The organism is Streptomyces sirii (assembly GCF_045690365.1).
Taxonomy (GTDB): domain Bacteria; phylum Actinomycetota; class Actinomycetes; order Streptomycetales; family Streptomycetaceae; genus Streptomyces; species Streptomyces sirii.
On the sequence record NZ_CP147982.1, the window covers coordinates 2,567,321 to 2,583,576 of the forward strand.

Annotated in this window: 13 protein-coding genes; 8 read left to right on the top strand and 5 right to left on the bottom strand. The window is 70.3% G+C overall.

Annotation, left to right across the window (positions count from 1 at the left end; translation table 11 throughout):
- The first annotated feature begins 158 nt into the window (after positions 1-158).
- On the top strand, positions 159-332 hold the full coding sequence (locus WAB15_RS11660) for a hypothetical protein (protein ID WP_399147581.1): 174 nt from the start codon (positions 159-161) through the stop codon (positions 330-332).
- An 81-nt stretch (positions 333-413) separates the two neighbouring features.
- Here the strand turns inward: WAB15_RS11660 and dnaE are convergent, their stop codons facing one another.
- Positions 414-3,965, bottom strand: coding sequence for a DNA polymerase III subunit alpha (gene dnaE / locus WAB15_RS11665; RefSeq protein WP_407286164.1), 3,552 nt, complete (start codon positions 3,963-3,965; stop codon positions 414-416).
- A 250-nt stretch (positions 3,966-4,215) separates the two neighbouring features.
- On the opposite strand from dnaE, the gene WAB15_RS11670 reads away from it, so the two are divergent.
- From WAB15_RS11670 to WAB15_RS11695, 6 genes are all read left to right on the top strand, one after another.
- Complete coding sequence (locus tag WAB15_RS11670; RefSeq protein WP_407286165.1) at positions 4,216-5,577, top strand: DUF2252 domain-containing protein; 1,362 nt, start codon at positions 4,216-4,218, stop codon at positions 5,575-5,577.
- 121 nt (positions 5,578-5,698) lie between these two features.
- On the top strand, positions 5,699-6,355 hold the full coding sequence (locus tag WAB15_RS11675; RefSeq protein WP_399147578.1) for a hypothetical protein: 657 nt from the start codon (positions 5,699-5,701) through the stop codon (positions 6,353-6,355).
- A gap of 111 nt (positions 6,356-6,466) precedes the next feature.
- The gene (locus WAB15_RS11680; protein WP_399147577.1) at positions 6,467-7,324 is read left to right on the top strand and encodes a thioredoxin domain-containing protein; all 858 of its coding nucleotides are present in this window, start codon (positions 6,467-6,469) and stop codon (positions 7,322-7,324) included.
- Between the two features lie 102 nt (positions 7,325-7,426).
- Positions 7,427-8,140 carry a hypothetical protein gene (locus WAB15_RS11685; RefSeq protein WP_407286166.1) on the top strand — a complete coding sequence of 238 codons (714 nt, stop codon included), beginning with the start codon at positions 7,427-7,429 and terminating at the stop codon, positions 8,138-8,140.
- 45 nt (positions 8,141-8,185) lie between these two features.
- Positions 8,186-9,097 carry a thioredoxin domain-containing protein gene (locus tag WAB15_RS11690; RefSeq protein WP_399147575.1) on the top strand — a complete coding sequence of 304 codons (912 nt, stop codon included), beginning with the start codon at positions 8,186-8,188 and terminating at the stop codon, positions 9,095-9,097.
- Positions 9,098-9,186: 89 nt separating this feature from the next.
- Positions 9,187-10,830 (top strand): alkaline phosphatase D family protein, encoded by a 1,644-nt coding sequence (locus tag WAB15_RS11695; protein ID WP_407286167.1) that lies wholly within the window; start codon positions 9,187-9,189, stop codon positions 10,828-10,830.
- Positions 10,831-10,872: 42 nt separating this feature from the next.
- On the opposite strand, the gene WAB15_RS11700 is transcribed toward WAB15_RS11695, so the two are convergent.
- Complete coding sequence (locus WAB15_RS11700; RefSeq protein ID WP_399147573.1) at positions 10,873-11,478, bottom strand: dienelactone hydrolase family protein; 606 nt, start codon at positions 11,476-11,478, stop codon at positions 10,873-10,875.
- A gap of 121 nt (positions 11,479-11,599) precedes the next feature.
- Between WAB15_RS11700 and WAB15_RS11705 the strand changes: the two genes are divergently transcribed.
- The gene (locus tag WAB15_RS11705; RefSeq protein ID WP_407289206.1) at positions 11,600-12,655 is read left to right on the top strand and encodes a mechanosensitive ion channel family protein; all 1,056 of its coding nucleotides are present in this window, start codon (positions 11,600-11,602) and stop codon (positions 12,653-12,655) included.
- A 15-nt stretch (positions 12,656-12,670) separates the two neighbouring features.
- On the opposite strand, the gene WAB15_RS11710 is transcribed toward WAB15_RS11705, so the two are convergent.
- From WAB15_RS11710 to lspA, 3 genes are all read right to left on the bottom strand, one after another.
- The gene (locus WAB15_RS11710) at positions 12,671-14,263 is read right to left on the bottom strand and encodes a Na+/H+ antiporter (RefSeq protein WP_407286168.1); all 1,593 of its coding nucleotides are present in this window, start codon (positions 14,261-14,263) and stop codon (positions 12,671-12,673) included.
- 104 nt (positions 14,264-14,367) lie between these two features.
- Positions 14,368-15,309 (bottom strand): RluA family pseudouridine synthase, encoded by a 942-nt coding sequence (locus WAB15_RS11715; RefSeq protein ID WP_393494137.1) that lies wholly within the window; start codon positions 15,307-15,309, stop codon positions 14,368-14,370.
- Positions 15,310-15,526: 217 nt separating this feature from the next.
- The gene (lspA, locus tag WAB15_RS11720; protein ID WP_399147571.1) at positions 15,527-16,129 is read right to left on the bottom strand and encodes a signal peptidase II; all 603 of its coding nucleotides are present in this window, start codon (positions 16,127-16,129) and stop codon (positions 15,527-15,529) included.
- Positions 16,130-16,256: the final 127 nt, after the last annotated feature.

Sequence of the window (16,256 nt, forward strand, 5' to 3'; positions counted from 1 at the left end):
GAACTCGATCATCGGCGTGGCGGATTCGGCGAGGATCTTGAGCACGGCGCGTGATCGCGCGTATTACAGAGGGTAATTGCCCGAAATGCAGGCTTCTGTCCGGCATGTAAGTCTGGTCCCGGCCCCGATCCCAGATTCCCCCTCAGGAGGCAATGGTCATGGCCAAGGACAAGAAGCAGAACCGCAGTCAGCAGCAGAAGGCGGCATCCGCGGCTGAACGCGGTCAGCAGCAGGCCCAGCAGTCGTCCATGGAGGCCCAGTCGAAGTCCACCTCGGCGACGCCCGGGGACCTGGCCCGCAAGAACCGCGAGCGGCGCTTCGGCCACAACTGACCTATGCCGCAGATGAGTTGAGGGGCGCGTCCACAGCGGACGCGCCCCTCGGGGCAGCGCGGACCGGCGGCCCGCCGCGGGTCAGCCCGACAGGCAGGACGGACCGAGCAGCACCTTGAGGTCACCGAAGAGCGACGGGTCCGGTGTGACGCGGTGCCGGTCCAGTCGCAGCACCGTGGTCTTGCGCGCCCCTTGCAGCTTGATCCGCACCTCCGTGGAGCCGCGGTGGCTGCTGAGCACCTCGCCGAGCTTCTCGACCATCGGCGGGGTGACCTTGACCGTCGGGATGGTGATCGTCACCGGGGCGTTGGTGCCCGCCTCCGAGAGGTCGGGGACCATCATCTCCATGGCGACCAGCCGCGGGATGTCCTCGCGCTTGTCGAGCCGCCCCTTGACGAACACCACGGTGTCCTCGACGAGTTGGGTGGACACCAGCTGGTAGGTCGCGGGGAAGAACATGCAGTCGATGGAGCCGGCCAGGTCCTCGACGGTGGCGATCGCCCAGGCGTTGCCCTGCTTGGTCATCTTGCGCTGCAGGCCGGAGATGATGCCGCCGATGGTGACGATGGAGCCGTCGGAGTAGTCGCCGCCGGTGAGCTGGGCGATGGCGGCGTCGGCCTTGTCGGACAGCACATGCTCCAGGCCGAAGAGCGGGTGGTCGGAGACGTAGAGACCGAGCATCTCGCGCTCCTGGGCGAGGAGGTAGGTCTTGTCCCACTCCACGTCCGAGAACTCCACGTCCAGACCGAAGCCGGGGCCCTCGTCCGCGCTGTCGTCGCCCATGCCGCCGAAGAGGTCGAACTGCCCCTCGGCCTCCTTGCGCTTGACCTGGACGACGTTGTCGATCATCGGTTCGTAGTGCGCCGTCAGACCCTTGCGGGTGTGGCCCATCTCGTCGAACGCGCCGGCCTTGATCAGCGATTCGGTGGTGCGCTTGTTGCAGACCACCGCGTCGACCTTGTCGAGGTAGTCGGGGAAGGAGGCGTACTTCCCCTTGGCCTTGCGGCAACGGATGATCGAGTCGACGACGTTCTGGCCGACGTTACGGACCGCGGTGAGGCCGAAGAGGATCACGTCGTCGCCCTGGGCGGCGAAGTTCGCCTCGGACTCGTTGACGTTCGGCGGCAGCACCTTGATGCCCATCCGGCGGCACTCGTTCAGATAGACCGCGGACTTGTCCTTGTCGTCGCGGACCGAGGTGAGCAGCGCCGACATGTACTCGGCCGGGTAGTTCGCCTTGAGGTAGGCGGTCCAGTACGTGACCAGGCCGTACGCGGAGGAGTGCGCCTTGTTGAAGGCGTAGCCGGCGAACGGGACCAGGACGTCCCACAGGGCCTGGATCGCGGCGTCGGAGTAGTTGTTCTTCTTCGCGCCCTCCTGGAACAGGACGAAGTTCTTCGCCAGTTCCTCGGGCTTCTTCTTGCCCATCACGCGGCGCAGGATGTCGGCCTCGCCCAGGGAGTACCCGGCGATGATCTGGGCGGCCTTCTGGACCTGCTCCTGGTACACGATCAGGCCGTAGGTCAGGCCGAGCGTCTCCTTCAGGGGCTCTTCGAGCTCCGGGTGGATCGGCGTGATCTCCTGGCGGCCGTTCTTGCGCTCGGCGTAGTTCGTGTGCGAGTTCATTCCCATCGGGCCCGGCCGGTACAGGGCCGAGACGGCGGAAATGTCCTCGAAGTTGTCGGGCTGCATCTGGCGCAGCAGCGAACGCATCGGGCCGCCGTCGAACTGGAAGACGCCGAGCGTGTCACCGCGGCAGAGCAATTCGAAGGTCTTCGGGTCGTCCAGCGGGAGCGAGAGCATCTCCAGGTCGATGCCCTTGTTGGCCTTCACCATCTTGACGGCGTCGTCCATGATGGTCAGGTTTCGCAGGCCCAGGAAGTCCATCTTGAGCAGGCCGAGCGACTCGCACTGGGGGTAGTCCCACTGCGTGATCGTGACGCCGTCGGTGTGCCGCACCCAGATCGGCGCGTGGTCGACGATCGGCTCGCTGGACATGATCACGCCGGCCGCGTGCACACCCATCTGCCGGACCAGGCCCTCGACGCCCTTGGCGGTGTCGATGACCTTCTTCACGTCCGGCTCGTTCTCGTACATCCCCCGGATCTCGCCCGCCTCGCTGTAGCGCGGGTGCTTGGGGTCGGTGATGCCGGAGAGGTCGATGCCCTTGCCGAGGACGTCGGCGGGCATGGCCTTGGTGAGGCGGTCGCCCATCGCGTACGGATATCCGAGCACGCGCGCGGAGTCCTTGATGGCGTTCTTCGCCTTGATCTTGCCGTACGTGCCGATCATGGCGACCTTGTCGGCGCCGTACTTTTCTGTCACATACCGGATCACTTCGACGCGCCTGCGCTCGTCGAAGTCGATGTCGACATCGGGCATGGAGACGCGCTCGGGGTTGAGGAACCGCTCGAAGATCAGGCCGTGCGTGATCGGGTCGAGGTCGGTGATGCCCATGGCGTACGCGACGATCGAACCGGCCGCGGAGCCTCGGCCGGGGCCGACGGCGATGCCGTTGTTCTTGGCCCACATGATGAAGTCGGCGACGACGAGGAAGTAGCCGGGGAACCCCATCTGGATGATGATGTCCATCTCGTACTCGGCCTGCTTCTGGCGGTCCTCGGGGACGCCGCCCGGGTAGCGGCGGTTCATGCCGACCCGGACCTCCTCCTGGAACCAGGTGACTTCGGTGAAGCCCTCCGGGATGTCGAACTTCGGCATCAGGTCGCGCTTCTCGAACATCCCGGTGGTGTCGATCTGCTCGGCGACCAGCAGCGTGTTGCGGCAGCCCTCCTGCCAGGCGTCCGAGGAGTCGATGGCGTACATCTCGTCCGTGGACTTGAGGTAGTAGCCGGTGCCGTCGAAGCGGAAACGGTCCGGGTCGGAGAGGTTCTTGCCGGTCTGGATGCACAGCAGCGCATCGTGCGCCGTCGACTCATGGGCGTAGGTGTAGTGCGAGTCGTTCGTCACCAGCGGCGGGATGTCGAGCTTCTTGCCGATCTCCAGCAGCCCGTCGCGGACCCGGCGCTCGATCTCGATGCCGTGGTCCATCAGCTCCAGGAAATACCGGTCCTTGCCGAAGATCTCCTGATACTCCGCCGCGGACTTCAACGCCTCGTCGAACTGCCCCAGGCGCAGCCGGGTCTGCAGCTCACCGGACGGACAGCCGGTCGAGGCGATCAGCCCCTCCGACCACTGGGAGATCGTCTCCTTGTCCATCCGCGGCCACTTCTGCAGCCAGCCCTCGGCGTACGCGTCCGAGGAGAGCCGGAAGAGGTTGTGCAGACCGGTCTTGTTCGCCGCCCAGATCGTCTTGTGGGTGTAACCACCCGAACCCGAGACGTCGTCGCGCTTCTGATGCGGCTGGCCCCATTGGATCTTGCGCTTGTTGCGCCGCGACTCGGGGGCGACATACGCCTCGATGCCGATGATCGGCGTCACCCCGGCCTTCTGCGCCGAGTGGAAGAAGTCGTACGCGCCGTGGAGGTTGCCGTGGTCGGACATCGCGATGTGCGTCATGCCCATCTCGTTGGCCGCCTTGAACATGTCCGTCAGCCGCGCCGCACCGTCCAGCAGTGAGTACTGGGTGTGGACGTGCAGGTGCGTGAACGGGGGCCTGGACGAGGCTGCCACAGCGGAGGACCTCCGGGAAACGGTTGAGGACGGGGCACCTCCCCGTGTCGACTGGGGGAGGATTCGACGGTCTCGAAGTCTACGACTCCCCACTGACAATCGCGGGCGCCCCAGGCGTACCCTCACCCGTTGTCGACGGGCACTCGAACACCTTCCCGCCCGTTGTCAGTGACAGATCCGCGCCACCCTCCGTGACGCGGGTCCGTCATGACGCTCGTACCGTTTTCCGCACCTCAGGAGGCACCCAGCGATGCCGTCCCAGCACGCCCCGGCGCAGGACGCCGCGCAGCGCGGCGAGGAGATCCTCGCCGTCTTCGACACCGCCTTCGGAGAGCTGCTCGCCGCCGACCCCGCGGCCTTCCGCGTGAAATTCCGGAAGATGGCCGCCTCCGCTTTCGCCTTCTACCGGGGCACGGCGTGCCTGTTCTACCGGGACCTGGAGGCGCAGGCCGCCCAGGACGGCGGCAGGGACGGCGGCCCGTATCTGGACGAGCGGACCGGCCGGGTGTGGATCCACGGCGATCTGCACGCCGAGAACTTCGGCACCTACATGGACGCCACCGGCCGGCTGATCTTCAACGTCAACGACTTCGACGAGGCCTACGTCGGCCCCTTCACCTGGGACCTCAAGCGGTTCGCCGCCTCGGTCGCGCTGATCGGCTACGCCAAGGCCCTCAGCGACGAGCAGATCACCGACCTGGTGCGCACCTACGCCGCCGCCTACCGCGAGCGGATCCACGCGCTGGCCTCACGGGCCAAGAACTCCGACAAGGAGGAGCTGCCGCCCTTCACGCTGGACACCGCCGAGGGCCCGCTGCTGGACGCGCTGCGCGACGCCCGCGCGCTGACCCGGTTCCAGCTGCTGGAGTCGATGACCGAGATCCGCGACTTCGAACGCCGCTTCGCGGCCGGCGGCGGCAGCGTCGAGCTGGACGCGGCGACCCGCTACAAGGTCCTCGCCGCCTTCGACGGCTATCTGGAGACGCTGCCGGAGTCGAGCCTGGACCGCCCGGACTCCTACCGGGTCAAGGACGTGGTGGGCCGGCGCGGCATCGGCATCGGCTCGGCGGGCCTGCCGTCGTACAACATCCTTCTGGAGGGCAACAGCGACGCCCTGGAGAACGATGTGGTGATCTACATGAAGCAGGCGCAGACCCCGGCCGTCTCCCGGCACGTCACCGACCCCGCGGTCCGCTCCTACTTCCAGCACGAGGGCCACCGCACGGTCATCTCGCAGCGGGCCCTGCAGGACCACGCCGACCCGTGGCTGGGCTGGACCGAGCTGGACGGCGCGGGCCAGCTGGTCGCCGAGATCTCGCCGTACGCGGTCGATCTGGACTGGTCGGACATCGACGACCCGGAGGAGATCGCCGCGGTCGTCGCCGACCTGGGCCGGGCGACGGCCACGATGCACGCCGCGGCGGACGACGAGAGCGGCCACTCCCTGGTGCCGTTCTCCACCGAGCGGGCCATCGACGCGGCCATCGCGGCCGACGAGGGCGGCTTCGCGACCCTGCTGGTGGACTTCGCGCACTCCTACGGGGCCCGGGCCCGCGCCGACCACCAGATCTTCGTCGACCTCTTCCGCAACGGCCGGATCCCCGGCCTGTAGGGGGCGGACGCCCTGCCCGAGGGCCGAGCGACGAGTCCCGTACGCACCGATTTTCCCGGTATGTGCGACTTAGATCACCCTTAGGCGCCACTTATCCCGGCCCATGGCACACTCGGCAGCAATGGACATCTCGGCGGCACACCTGCGGGCACTGCGCGCGGCGCTCTTCACGGCGCTGTGCGTGACGCTGTCCGCGGCATCCCATGTGCTGCTGTCCCGCATGCCGCTGCCGCTGACCACCGTCGCCGCGCTCTCCGCCGCCGTCTTCGCGCTCGCCTACGCGCTGGCCGGCCGGGAGCGCGGCTACGGACGGATCGCGGCGCTGCTGGTCCCCCTGGAACTCGCCGCCGACCTGGTCTTCAGCCTCGGCCAGCACACCTGCTACGGCGGGGCGGGCGGCCCGGTGGCCGGCCCGCTGCACTCCCTGGGCGTGGATCTGCTCTGCGGCGGCCAGGTCGGCGGCCCCCTGACGCGGCTGTCCGAGGACGGCGCCGCGCCCGCCACGACCGGACTGCTACTGCTCGCCGCGCATCTGGCGATAGGGCTGCTGGCGGCCGGCTGGCTGCGCCGCGGCGAGGCGGCGCTGGCCCAGGTGCTGGGCGCGGTGGCCGGCTTCGCCTTCCGCCCGCTGTTGATCGCCGTCGCGGTCATCGGCGCCGTGGCCGCCCCGCGCCGCCCCGCGCCGGTGCCCGTCCGGGCCGGCCGCCCGGCGCGGACCGCCCCTCTGCTGGTGCACTGCGTCGTGCGCCGTGGGCCGCCCTGCGCACTCGCTGCGTGACCGCCCGGTCCTCGCACCCGGCCCGCGCAGCGCGCGTACGCCCGTACCCCGCGTGCGTACGCCTTCGACGGCAGGCACCCCACCCACGGATTCCACGGAGCAGGAACAGTCATGAGCAACCGCAACAGCCAGGCCAACAAGCAGGCAGCCCGCGAGCGGCTGCGCGCCGAGCGTGAGCGGCAGGCGAAGAAGGAGCGGGTCCGCCGGCAGCTGACCGTCGGCGGTGCGATCGTCGGCGTGCTGGCGATCGCCGGCGGTATCGGCGTGGCGGTCGCCAACTCGGGCGGCGGCGACTCCACGGCGGAGAAGACCGCGGGCGACAGCAGCGCGTGGACGAAGGCGGCGAAGGCCAAGCTGGTCAAGCCCGCCAACACCACCGGCGCCGAGGGCACCACCATCGTCATCGGCAAGGCGGACGCCAAGAACACCCTCAGCCTCTTCGAGGACCCGCGCTGCCCGGGCTGCGCCAGCTTCGAGCAGAACGTCGGCGAGACCGTCGAGAAGGACATCAAGGACGGCAAGTACAAGGCGGCCTACCACCTGGGCACGTTCCTCGACGGCAACCTCAAGGGCACCGGCTCCAAGAACGCGCTGTCCGCGCTGGGCGCCGCCCTGAACGTCAGCCCGGACGCCTTCTTGAAGTACAAGTACGCGCTGTACTCCAAGGAGTTCCACCCCGAGGAGACCGGCCCGGACAAGTTCGCCGACGACAGCTACCTGATCAAGGTCGCGGACACCATCCCCGCGCTCAAGGGCAACGCCGCCTTCCAGAAGGCCGTCAAGGCCGGCACCTACGACCGCTGGGCGCTGGAGGTGTCGACCGAGTTCAACTCGCACAAGGACGTCACCAGCACCCCGACCGTGAAGGTCAACGACACGGTGATCGGCACGGACACCCCCCAGGGCAAGGCGGCCCCGTCGAACGCCGCCGCCTTCAACTCCATGGTCGACAAGGTCCTGAAGAAGTGACCGGAGCGCGACCCTGATCCCTCGGCCGGCGCGCGGTGAGCGCGCCGGCCGATGCCAAATCTTGACCCGGGCCCCTGCCGTGCACATGGCAGACTCCCGCCCATGCAGGCGAGGGCGGTGCGCCCGGGCGGCCGGCCCGCGGGCGCGCCGGGCGGTGAACTCAGGGCGGTGCGGGCGGCGCTGTTCACCGCGCTGTGCGTCACGCTGTCCGCGACCTCCCATGTGCTGCTCTCGCGCTCCCCACTGCCGCCCGTCACGGTCGCCTGGGTCTGCGCCGGCGTCTTCGCCGCCGCCTACGCGCTGACCGGCCGCGGGCGCGGCTACCGGCCCGTGGCGGCGCTGCTGGTGCCGCTGGAGCTGGCCGCGGACACCGTCTTCACCACCGGGCAGCACGCCTGCTACGGACCGGCCGGCGGCCCCCTGACCGGACCGCTGCGCGCGGTCGGCCTCCATCTGCTCTGCGCGGGCGGCGAGTTGGGCACCCCGTTGGCGCGCTTCGCGGCCCATCCGGGCTCCCCGCTGCCGTCGGCCGGACCGGTGTCCGGGCCCTGGCTGCTGCTCGCGGCCCATCTCGCGGTCGGCCTGCTGGCCGCCGGCTGGCTGCACCGCGGCGACGCCGCCCTGGACGCCCTGCTGCGCGCGGCCGCGACCGCCACCTTCCGCCCACTGCGGACCGCCGCCGCGGTGGCCGGCGCCGCGACCGCTGTGCCCCGCCGGCGGATCCGCCCGCTGCGCCCGCTGCCGCCGGCCCGCCCGCTCCCCCTCCTGGTGCACTGCGTACGGCGTCGCGGCCCGCCCCGTCCGTTCGCCGCCTGACCAGTCCGTAGGAGACGAACACCCTTGAGGGGAACGGGACCACCCATGAGCAACCGCAACAGCCAGGCCAACAAGCAGGCGGCCCGCGAACGCATCCGCGCCGAGCGCGAGCGCCAGAAGAAGCAGGAGCGGCTGCGCCGCCAACTCGTCGTGGCGGGCGCGGTCGTCGGCATCCTGGCCGTGGCCGGCGGTATCGGCTTCGCCGTGATGAAGGCCAACGAGCCCACCGGCTGGGAGGCCGCCAAGGAGAACAAGCCCGTCGCGCCGAAGTACACCGAGGGCAAGAACCACACCGAGATCCTGATAGGCGACCCGAAGGCCAAGGAGACCCTGGAGGTCTTCGAGGACGTCCGCTGCCCGGCGTGCGCGTCCTTCGAGCAGAGCAGCGGCCCGGCGCTGCTCAAGGACATCGAGGACGGCCGGTACCGGGTCCGCTTCACGATGTACACCTTCATCGACGACAACGCGGGCGGCGAGGGCTCGAAGAACGCGCTGAGCGCGCTCGGAGCGGCGCTGGAGGTCAGCCCCGAGGCCTTCTTGAAGTACAAGACGGCGCTGTACTCCACCAAGTACCACCCCGACGAGCGCGAGGACCTCTACGCCAAGGACTCCGAGCTGCTCAAGGTCGCCGGCGAGGTGCCCGAGCTGAAGAACAACAAGGCCTTCGAGGCCGCGGTCGAGAAGGGCACCTACGACCGCTGGGCGATGGACATGACCGCGCTGTTCGGGCGCAAGGGGGTCAGGGGCACACCGACCTTCATGCACGGTGACAAGAAGCTGGTGATGGACCAGATCCCGCAGCGTCAGATGACGCAGGCGCAGTACAACCAGCTCGCCCAGGCCAACTTCAGGAAGATGATCGACAAGGAGTTCGGCCCGGCGAAGGGGACGGACGGCGGCAAGGGTGGCGGAAAGGGCATTCGCGAGGGCGAAAAGGACCCCTCGGGCGCCCGTTGAGCGGCTTACGGCCAACGGGCGGGCGAATTCTCGGTATTCCCGGGAATCGCCCTCCCGTTGTCGTTTACCGGCCAGTAAGGTGAGCGGCCGTGACCGATCATGACCAGATCTCGCGCCGCACTGCCGTCACGGCCGTAGCCGCCACCGCCGCACTCCTGCCGTTCGCCGGCGCCGCCACCGCCTACGCCCAACAGGCCCCGGAGCAGAGCCGGTTCTTCCAGCACGGCGTCGCCTCCGGTGACCCGCTCCCGGACGGCGTGCTGCTGTGGACCCGGGTCACCCCGACGCCGTCGGCCATCCCGGGCTCCGGCCGCGGGCCGGCCACCGACGTGCGCTGGCAGGTGGCCGCCGACAAGGACTTCGCCACCGTCGTCGCACGGGGCTCGGTGAAGACCTCGGCGGCCACCGACCACACCGTCAAGGCGGACGTGCGCGGTCTGCGCCCGGCCACCCACTACTACTACCGCTTCACCGTCGACGGGCAGCACTCCCCCGTCGGCCGCACCCGCACCGCCCCCGCGCACGACACCGCGGCCGGCAACGTCCGCTTCGGCGTGGTCTCCTGCGCCAACTGGGAGTCCGGCTACTTCTCGCCGTACCGGCATCTGGCGGCCCGAACGGAGCTGGACGCGGTGCTGCACCTCGGCGACTACCTCTACGAGTACAAGTCCGGCGAGTACCCGGACTTCAAGTACGTCGTCCGCCCGCACTCCCCCGCCCACGAGCTGCTCACGCTCGCCGACTACCGCATCCGGCACGGCGCCCACAAGACCGACCCGGACGCGCTGGCCATGCACGCCACCCACCCCGTCATCGCCATCTGGGACGACCACGAGTTCGCCGACAACGCCTGGCGGGGCGGCGCGGTGAACCACTCGCCGGACACCGAGGGCCCCTGGTCGGCGCGGATGGCCGCCGCGAAGCAGGCGTACTTCGAGTGGATGCCGGTGCGCCCCTCGACGGCCGGCACCACCTACCGCCGGCTGCGCTTCGGCACCCTCGCCGATCTGCACCTGCTGGATCTGCGGTCGTTCCGCGACGAGCAGGCCAAGCCGGGCAGCGGCGCGGTCGACGACCCGAGCCGGACGATCACCGGGCGGGCCCAGCTGGACTGGCTCAAGGCCGGCCTGGAGCGCTCGGACACCGCCTGGCGGCTGGTCGGCACCTCGGTCATGGTCTCGCAGGTCGCCTTCGGCGCCGTGCCCGCCCATCTGCTCGGCCCGCTCGCCGAGATCCTCGGCATACCCAAGGAGGGCCTGGCGGCCAACACCGACCAGTGGGACGGCTACACCGACGACCGGCACGAGCTGCTGAGCCACCTCAGCGACCGCGGTATCGACAACACCGTCTTCCTGACCGGCGACATCCACATGGCCTGGGCCAACGAGGTGCCGCTGAAGGCGGCGACCTACCCCGCCACCCGGCCGGTGGCGACGGAGTTCGTGGTCACCTCCGTCACCTCCGACAACGTCGACGACTTCCTGCACGTCGCCCCGCACACCGTCTCGCTGGCCGGCGTCGCCGCCATCAGGGCCGCCAACCGGCATGTGAAGTGGCTGGACATGGACTCGCACGGCTACGGGGTCCTGGACGTCAGCGCCGAGCGCACGCAGATGGACTACTTCGGCATCTCCGACAAGACCGACCCGCAGGCCACCAGCACGCATCTGCGCTCGTACCGCACGCGGACGGGCAGCCGGCAGATCGAGCGGGCCGACGGGCCGGTCGCCTAGGCCGTCCTGGTCCCCCGGGCCCGCCGCGCCGCTACGGACCGCTCACAGGCTGTCCAGGAAGCCCAGCGCCACCTTCCAGGTGCTCTCGGCCGCCTCGGCGTCGTAGTCCGCCAGCCCGGGGTCGGTGAACAGATGGCCGGCGCCGGCGTAGCGGAAGACCTCCACGTCCGCGCCGGCCCGGCGCATCTGCAGATACCAGGCGTTCAGCCAGTCGTGCGGCTCGTAGGGGTCCGGGTCGGCGACATGCAGCTGCACCGGCAGATCGTCGGCCACGGCGCCCTCGGCGATGTCGGAGGTGCCGTGCAGCAGCAACAGCCCGCGGGTCTTGTCGTCGCCCAGCGCGAGGGTCTGGGCGACCGAGCCGCCGAAGGAGAACCCGGCGTAGACCAGCCCGCGGTCGGAGTACGGCGCGACGGCCGTGATGGCGCGCTTGAGCAGCTCCTCCTTGCCGATCTCCTCCTTGATCAGGATGCCGTCCGGCACCGATTCGGCGGTCCTGCCGTCGAACAGATCGGGGACGAGAACCTCGTGTCCCGCGGCGCGCAGCCGGTCCGCGGCGGCCTGCACCGCCGGGCGCAGCCCGCACACCGAATGGAACAGGGCAATCGTCAAGGGCCCGCTGGTCACGGGCTCGGTGGAGGCCGGCACTGCATCACTTCCCTGGGTCGGATCGTTCTGGCCCCATCGTGCCATTGACGGCAGGGGAGACCGGGTAGCAGCACTCTCAAGCGCTTTCGACCCGAGGAGGATTCTCGTGTCCGTCGAGGACATGCTGCGTCCCGTCGCCGTGGCCGGCGGCTCGCTCGTCATCACGCTCGTCCTGGGCTGGCTGACCGACCGCGCGCTGCGCCGGATCGACGCCGCCCACCCGGAGACCCCGCTGTGGGGGCTGCTGCGCCGCTGCCGGATACCGCTGCAGGTGGCGCTGTGCGCGGCCCTGCTGCGCGGCTCGTACGACGAGAGCGGGATCGGGGTGGTCCAGGAGCACCGGGCGGGGACCGGCCAGGCGCTGGGCCTGGTGCTGATCGCGGCCACCGCCTGGCTCGCCGTACGGGCCGCGAAGGCGATCGTGGAGTCGTCCTACTCGCGCTATGCGGCGGGCGCCCGGGACGCCGCGCGGGTGCGGCGGGTGCGGACCCAGGTGACGCTGATCCATCGGGTGGTGACGGCCGTGGTGATCGTCGTCGCGGCCGCCTCGATGCTGCTGACGTTCCCGGAGATGCGGGCGGTCGGCACCTCGATGCTGGCGTCGGCCGGGCTGCTGGGCATCGTCGCCGGTGTCGCCGCCCAGTCGACCCTCGGCAACCTCTTCGCGGGGCTGCAGATCGCCTTCGGCGACATGGTGCGGATCGGGGACACGGTCGTGGTGGACGGCGAGTGGGGCACCGTCGAGGAGATCACCCTGACGTTCCTGACCGTGCGGACCTGGGACGAGCGGCGGATCACCATGCCGGTGTCGTACTTCACCGGCAAGCCGTTCGAGAACTGGTCGCGCGGCGGCGCCCAGATGACCGGGACCGTCCTGTTCCACCTCGACCACGCCGCGCCGGTGGAGAAGATGCGCCAGCGGCTGCACGAGATCCTCCAGGAGTCCCCGGACTGGGACGGCCGGTCCTGGAGCCTGGTGGTCACCGACACCACCGCGTCCACGATCGTGGTGCGGGCGCTGGTCACCGCCCGGGACGCGGACACCCTCTGGACGGTGCGCTGCGAGGTCCGCGAGCGGATCATCGAGTGGCTGCGCACCGAGCACGCCTACGCGCTGCCGCGGATCAGCACCGGGCCGGCGCCGACGAGCCGGGGCGGGGAGCCGCCGCAGCGGTGAGGCCCTGCCCCGGTGTCACGGCGCGGCCCGCAGGCTCCGTATGTCCAGTTGGCGCAGCACCCGGTCCACCACCTCCGGGTCCGCGCCCGGTTCGCTGCGCGCCGCCAGCACCTCGTGCCGGGCCGCCGAGAGCATCTCGCCCTGGATGCGCTGCACCTTCCTCATCCGGGTGATGCGCTTCTCGAAGAGCTCGCGCCGCTCGTCGTCGACGATGTCCGGCGCGATCCGGGCGCCGATGTCGTAGGCCCGGCGCGCCAGCTGGTCCCTGACCTCCTCGGGCAGCTCCTCGACCTCCAGGATCTCCTTCAGCCGGCGCTTGGACGCCTTGATCACCCGGATCGCCAGGTCGCGCTCCAGCGCGTCGGCGACGTCGGAGGTGGCCCGCACCCGGAGGGTGCGCACCAGCCAGGGCAGCGTGAGGCCCTGGACGAGCAGGGTGGAGAGCACCACCGCGAAGGCGATGAAGAGGATCTCGGCGCGGTCCGGGAAGGCGACGCCGTCGATCTCGTACGGCAGGGCCAGCGCCAGCGCCACCGAGGCCACCCCGCGCATCCCCGACCACCACAGGATGACCGTCTCCCGCCAGCTCATCGGGATGTCCTCGTCGTAGTCGCGGCGCTTGTGCATCCGCTTGGCCAGCCAGGCGGCGGGCAGCAGCCACAGCAGGCGGACGGCGACGACCACCGCGACGACGGCGGCGCCGGCGCCGAACAGCTGGTCCCAGCGGCCCGACGCGGCCCAGAAGATGTTGTGCAGCTCCAGGCCGATCAGTCCGAAGGCGACGCCGGTGACGAGGGTGTCGACGACCTCCCAGAAGGTGTATCCGGCGAGCCGTCCCAGCACGTCGTCGGCGTCGACCGCGTACTCGGCCAGGAACAGCCCGGTGGTCAGCACCGCCAGCACGCCGGAGCCCTTCAGCTCCTCGGCCAGGATGTACGCGGTGAACGGCACCAGCAGCGTCAGCCCGATCTGCAGCGTCGGGTCGCCGAGCATCCCCATCAGCTTGTTGGTGACCCAGCCGAGCAGCAGACCGACGGCCATGGCGACGACCGCGGACAGCACCAGCGCACCGAACGCACCGGGCACCGAGAAGCTTCCGCTGACGACCGCGGCGAGCGCTACGTGGTACAGCACGATCGCGGTGACGTCGTTGAACAGCCCCTCGCCCTCCAGGATCGACACCATCCGGCGGGGCAGTCCCAGCTTTCCGGCGACGGCGGTCGCGGCGACCGGGTCGGGCGGGGCGACCAGCGCGCCGAGCACCACCGCGGCGGCCAGCGGCATCCCGGGCACCACCGCCTGCGCGACCGCGGCGACCGCGGCCGTGGTGGCGAAGACCAGCAGCACCGCGAGCAGGAAGATCGGGCGCAGGTTGGCGGTGAACTGCCGCCAGGAGGTGCGCTGCACGGCCGCGTAGAGCAGCGGCGGCAGCACCACCGGCAGGATGAACTCGGGCGGCACCTCGACGTTGGGCACGAAGGGCAGCAGCGCCAGTACGGCCCCGGCGAGCGTCATCAGCACCGGTGACGGCAGTCCCAGCCGGTCGCCGACCGGGACCATGACCACGGCTCCGAGCAGCAGGAGGGAGATCAGAGCCAGCTGGTCCACGGTGACGACGCTCCGGGATGGTCGGATTCGCTCACATTCCGCCCCAAGCGTGCCAGATGCTCACAGATCCGCCGCTCCGGCCCCCCGGTGCCGGACGCGCCGTGTCAGCTGCTCTCGTCGCGCACGGTGTCGAGGGCGTGCTGCAGATCGTCCGGGTAGGCGCTCTCGAACTCGACCCAGGCGCCGTCCGCGGGGTGCTCGAAGCCGAGGCGGACCGCGTGCAGCCACTGCCGGCCGACGCCCAGCCGCTTGGCGAGGGTGGGGTCCGCGCCGTACGTCAGGTCGCCGACGCACGGGTGGCGGTGCGCGGACATGTGCACCCGGATCTGGTGGGTGCGCCCGGTCTCCAGCTTGATGTCGAGCAGGCTGGCCGCGCGGAACGCCTCGATGAGGTCGTAGTGCGTGACCGACGCCTTGCCCTCGGCGGTGACCGCCCACTTGTAGTCGTGGTTCGGGTGCCGGCCGATGGGGGCGTCGATGGTGCCGCTCATCGGGTCCGGGTGGCCCTGGACCAGGGCGTGGTAGCGCTTGTCGACCGTGCGCTCGCGGAACTGCTGCTTGAGGAGGGTGTAGGCGCGCTCGGACTTGGCCACGACCATCAGACCGGACGTGCCGACGTCGAGGCGGTGCACGATGCCCTGGCGCTCGGCGGCGCCGGAGGTGGAGATGCGGAAGCCGGCGGCGGCGAGCCCGCCGATGACCGTCGTCCCGCTCCAGCCGGGGCTGGGGTGCGCGGCCACTCCGACCGGCTTGACGATCACGACGATGTCGTCGTCGTCATGCACGATCTCCATGCCCTCGACGGGCTCGGCGACGATCTCCACGGGCGGCGCGGCCTGCGGCATCTCGACTTCCAGCCAGGCGCCGCCGCGCACCCGCTCGGACTTCATCACCTCGGACCCGTCGACCCGGACCTTTCCGGCGGCGGCGAGTTCGGCCGCCTTCGTACGGGAGAAGCCGAACATCCGGGCCAGCGCGGCGTCCACGCGCTCGCCCTCCAGGCCGTCCGGTACGGGCAGGGTGCGGATCTCGGGAATGGTGCTCACCCCACGAGTATGGCAGTTGCAGCAGCGTGCCCAGCCGCCGCGGGGCACCAGCAGGCCAGGCCACGGCACCCCACCCGGCGAGAAACCACCAACGGCCCCCGCCCCGCTCGGCCACGATGTGGGGGCAATCACTCAGCCCTTGTGGACCACACCGATCCCACACCAACCACCAACGGCCCCCGCCCCACCGCACCACGCCGCGGGGCGGGGCGCTCGGTCAGTCCTTGTGCACCGTGCCGTCCGGGTCCAGCCCCCGGAAGGACAGGATCACGATCAGGATGCCGCCGCAGACGATCGCGGAGTCGGCGAGGTTGAAGACGGCGAAGTGCGCCGGGGCGATGAAGTCGACCACCGCGCCCTCGAAGATCCCCGGCGAGCGGAAGATCCGGTCGGTGAGGTTGCCGAAGGCGCCGCCGAGCAGCAGCCCGAGCGCGATGGCCCAGGGCAGGCTGTAGAGCTTGCGGGCGATCCGGGCGATCACCACGATCACGGTCGCCGCGATGATCGTGAGGAAGATCGTCAGCGCCTCGCCGATGCTGAACGCGGCACCCCGGTTGCGGATCACGCTGAACTGCAGCAGCGTCCCGATGACCTGGATGGGCTCGTGGTGCTCCAGCTTCTCGACGACCAGGACCTTGCTGCCCAGGTCGAGCAGGTAGACGAAGCACGCGATCAGCAGCAGCGCGACGATCTTCCGCTTGCCGCGGCCGGCGCCCTGCTCCGACTCCGCCGGTCCTCCCCCTTCGGACCCCGCGGTGGGATCCGTCCCGGAACCCGGCTCGGGTTCCGGCGTACCGGTGATGCGCTCCGCCTCTGCCACGTGTGAGTCCCTCAGCCCGTCGTGTCCGCGGCCAGACCGTGCCTGGCTTGAATCACGAGAGTACGGCACACACGTGCGGGGGCGGGCGGTACGGGTGCCGCCCGCGACACCCCACCCGGGTATCCCC

What these genes read in the sequence shown, in the direction of transcription:
- WAB15_RS11660 (WP_399147581.1), top strand. Translation starts at nt 159, where the DNA reads ATGGCCAAGGACAAGAAGCAGAACCGCAGTCAGCAGCAGAAGGCGGCA.
- WAB15_RS11680 (WP_399147577.1), top strand. Translation starts at nt 6,467, where the DNA reads ATGAGCAACCGCAACAGCCAGGCCAACAAGCAGGCAGCCCGCGAGCGG.
- WAB15_RS11690 (WP_399147575.1), top strand. Translation starts at nt 8,186, where the DNA reads ATGAGCAACCGCAACAGCCAGGCCAACAAGCAGGCGGCCCGCGAACGC.
- WAB15_RS11685 (WP_407286166.1), top strand. Translation starts at nt 7,427, where the DNA reads ATGCAGGCGAGGGCGGTGCGCCCGGGCGGCCGGCCCGCGGGCGCGCCG.
- WAB15_RS11705 (WP_407289206.1), top strand. Translation starts at nt 11,600, where the DNA reads ATGCTGCGTCCCGTCGCCGTGGCCGGCGGCTCGCTCGTCATCACGCTC.
- WAB15_RS11670 (WP_407286165.1), top strand. Translation starts at nt 4,216, where the DNA reads ATGCCGTCCCAGCACGCCCCGGCGCAGGACGCCGCGCAGCGCGGCGAG.
- WAB15_RS11675 (WP_399147578.1), top strand. Translation starts at nt 5,699, where the DNA reads ATGGACATCTCGGCGGCACACCTGCGGGCACTGCGCGCGGCGCTCTTC.